General features: G+C 36.2%; 4 protein-coding genes and 1 pseudogene. 3 read left to right on the plus strand and 2 right to left on the minus strand.

Annotated features, from left to right (window positions below; genetic code table 11):
• Positions 1-412 precede the first annotated feature (412 nt).
• The 3 genes from BLW93_RS08535 (at position 413) to BLW93_RS08545 (ending at position 1,421) form a co-directional block, all read left to right on the plus strand.
• Positions 413-694: a hypothetical protein gene (locus tag BLW93_RS08535; RefSeq protein WP_076713647.1), complete on the plus strand. Its 282-nt coding sequence runs from the start codon at positions 413-415 to the stop codon at positions 692-694.
• A 74-nt stretch (positions 695-768) separates the two neighbouring features.
• On the plus strand, positions 769-999 hold the full coding sequence (locus BLW93_RS08540; protein ID WP_076713648.1) for a DUF6364 family protein: 231 nt from the start codon (positions 769-771) through the stop codon (positions 997-999).
• A gap of 5 nt (positions 1,000-1,004) precedes the next feature.
• A complete protein-coding gene (locus tag BLW93_RS08545) occupies positions 1,005-1,421 on the plus strand; it encodes a type II toxin-antitoxin system VapC family toxin (RefSeq protein ID WP_245792022.1) in 417 nt (138 codons plus the stop codon).
• A gap of 301 nt (positions 1,422-1,722) precedes the next feature.
• Here the strand turns inward: BLW93_RS08545 and BLW93_RS08550 are convergent, their stop codons facing one another.
• Positions 1,723-2,712, minus strand: a complete 990-nt coding sequence (locus tag BLW93_RS08550) for a tyrosine-type recombinase/integrase (protein WP_076713650.1) — start codon at positions 2,710-2,712, stop codon at positions 1,723-1,725.
• Positions 2,709-2,958: pseudogene (locus BLW93_RS08935) on the minus strand (hypothetical protein); the annotation flags it as partial. The gene BLW93_RS08550 and the pseudogene BLW93_RS08935, both read right to left, overlap by 4 nt.

Genomic DNA, 2,958 nt, shown 5'->3' on the forward strand with positions numbered 1-2,958 from the left:
TTGCTTTACCACTTCCTTAACTAGGTCTGGTAAAATCTTCTGTAGTTCCATTTTTGCCTCCTGGGGTTGGTATTTGTGGGGTGTTCCCCAGGAGGTTATCCCATTTCTCAAGCTTACACAAAATATCGTACACTACCACAAATCCAGAAAAACTCAAAAATTCACCTGTTATGAAGTACCTTTCCTCTTCAATGAAAAAAGATGTTCTTGTTACTAAATAGGGCGAATAAAGGGGGTGTCTTCCCCTTTCTTTATACTAATAATGCCAATTTTTCCAGAGAGGAAGTAAAATGCGATAAAATTATCAGAATGTTATTCTATTGTAGGTAACTTACTCTTTGAATAAAATTAAGTGCGGAGGGAAGATTAACTAACTTTCTTTAGATTTACGGTTTGTAATTTTTACACACCTGTGTGGATACTTCTAATTTTTAAAGTTCCCGGAAAGGATGAGATAGAGCTTGATCCTGATATAAGAAACTCAATGCTTATGAGTCTTGAGCAATATCTCAAACTGGGAGACGTGAGACCGTTTAAGAAAACGGTAGGAGGAATAGAATTTAGAATGTTCAATATTTTTGATAAAACAGGAAATCCTATATCAGGGATAGGTTTCAGAAGTGAAGGTAATGACGTTTTCATATATCTTGGAGTTAAAAGAGCTTTAAGACTTATTTCCGTTCTTGAATATTAGACTGTATATCTGGAGTTGATTATCAGTGGTGAGCCGTATATATTTAAATCTATCAATACGGCAGGAGGAAGATATTGAAAACAAAACTAACCCTTAGACTTGATAAAGAGGTTATAGAAAATGCAAAAAGGTATTCTTTAAAGAAAGGTGAATCAGTTTCCCGAATAGTTGAAAAATTCTTTAAAACTGCTTTTGTTAAAGAAGAGGAAATTACTCCTACAGTAAAAAAACTTAAAGGTTTACTCAAAAGATCAGAAGTTAAAGAGTCTGATTATAAAAAGTTTCTTGAAGAGAAATACCTGTGAGAGTTATGTTTGATACCAATGTTATTCTGGATATTCTACTTGATCGGCAGCCTTTTTCTTTATCGGCTGCAGTTCTCTTTTCAAAAGTTGAAAAGGGAGAGATTACAGGCCTTGTTTGTGCAACTACTTTAACCACAATTTATTATCTCACAAGTAAGGCTCTTAACCGTGCTAAAGCTGATGAATGTATTGAGTTACTTTTGAGCCTTTTTGAGGTAGCAGCTGTGAATAGATCAGTTATTGAAACCGCAAAGAAATTAAAGCTTAGAGATTTTGAAGATGCTGTTTTGTATGCTTCTGCTCTGCATTCGGGAAGCAATTGTATTGTTACAAGAAACTTAAAAGATTTTCCCGAATCAGAAATTCCGGTTTTTTTACCCGAAGAATTGCTGAAAATATTGAAAATAAGGGGGGAGGGTTAAACCCTCCTGATGAAAAGAAATGTAGCTGGTACTATGACTCATAAAAGGCCATAGTAATACAACAGCTGAACAGCTGCTCCTATTTTCCACCTACAGAATGCTGAGAAGCTTTACTGATAATAAGTTAGTTAACATGTGTTTTTTTATATTCTTTTTTTCTCAACAAATGTTTTCAAGTGGTGCCCGGGGCGGGAATCGAACCCGCACGCCCGTAAGGGCAAGGGATTTTGAGTTGCTTGTGTATTGTTGATTTCTAATGTCTTGATTGATAGGTGGGTGCAAATTGGGTGCAAAACTGTATTCAAATGGGTAATTTTTTGATGGCTTCTTGAAGATGAGCAGGCGCTAAGTGAGCGTAAATTTCTGTTGTTTTGTAGCTTGTATGACCAAGAAGTTCTTGAACGGTTTTTAAATCCACTCCAGCCATTACCATTAAACTGGCAAAAGTGTGTCTCAAGTCGTGGACTCTCAATTCAGGGAGTCCTGCTTTTTTAAAGTACTCTTTAAGCTTGTGTTCTATATAATCTCTACTATAAGGAATAACTTTCCCAACTGCTGGATAACGATTTAAAAGTTCTTGTTTTAGATTTGGGTGTATAGGAATAACTCTACTTTGGAAGTTTTTGCTTTTTCTTACAGTAATAACTCCTCTTTCTAAATCAACATCTTTCCAGTTGATTTTTATTGCTTCTCCTATTCTAATTCCTGTATAGACAAGGAAACGGAAGATGAAAAGCCATTCTTCTTTATCTATAACCTCTTCAACTTTCTTAATCTGTTCGGGCAATAGAAAGCGTGGAGGTTTTTGTTGGACCTTTAATTGTTTATATCCACGGAGAGGATTTTCTTTTAGATATTCCCATTCTACGGCTTTAGATAATGCTGCTTTAATGGTTCTAATGTGGACGTTAACTGTTACTTTGGAAAGACCATACTCAAGGAGATGATTTACGTATTCATCCATGTGTCGCTTAGTGAAATTCTGGATATAGATGTCTCCTACTACTTCACGGAGACGGTTTAAAACATGTCTTGCTTTTGTATAAGTTTCTTCAGATCTGTTATTTTTTGTCCACTCAAGGTATTCTTGAACAAACTGAGAGAGAGGGACTTTTATTCCCTCTTTAAGGACTATTAAACGACCAGCCAAGTATTCTCTTTTGAGTTTGTTGAAAATCCTGACAGCCTCCGCCCTATTGCGTGTGCGGAGGCTTTTCTTTTTTGCTCTTCCAAATTCCACATACCAAATGCCATTTTCTCTCTGAAAAAGTCTCATACTTACTTTTATCATTTTTGAAGAACTCCTTGCAAGAGCGCTTCGGCTTTAAGGTCATCTTCACCAAAGAAGGCATCTATTGAATATCTATCCCAAAGCCATTTGTTGCCTATCTTTTTCGCCGCTATCAAACCTTCAGAGTAATATTTTTTTAGAGTCTTGAAGGTAGTGTACGATATTTTGTGTAAGCTTGAGAAATGGGATAACCTCCTGGGGAACACCCCACAAATACCAACCCCAGGAGGCAAAAATGGAACTACA

It is taken from the genome of Desulfurobacterium indicum, assembly GCF_001968985.1.
GTDB lineage: Bacteria > Aquificota > Aquificia > Desulfurobacteriales > Desulfurobacteriaceae > Desulfurobacterium_A > Desulfurobacterium_A indicum.

Coding starts and splice junctions, on each gene's coding strand:
- BLW93_RS08550 (WP_076713650.1), bottom strand. CDS start 2,712: ATGATAAAAGTAAGTATGAGACTTTTTCAGAGAGAAAATGGCATTTGG.
- BLW93_RS08545 (WP_245792022.1), top strand. CDS start 1,005: ATGTTTGATACCAATGTTATTCTGGATATTCTACTTGATCGGCAGCCT.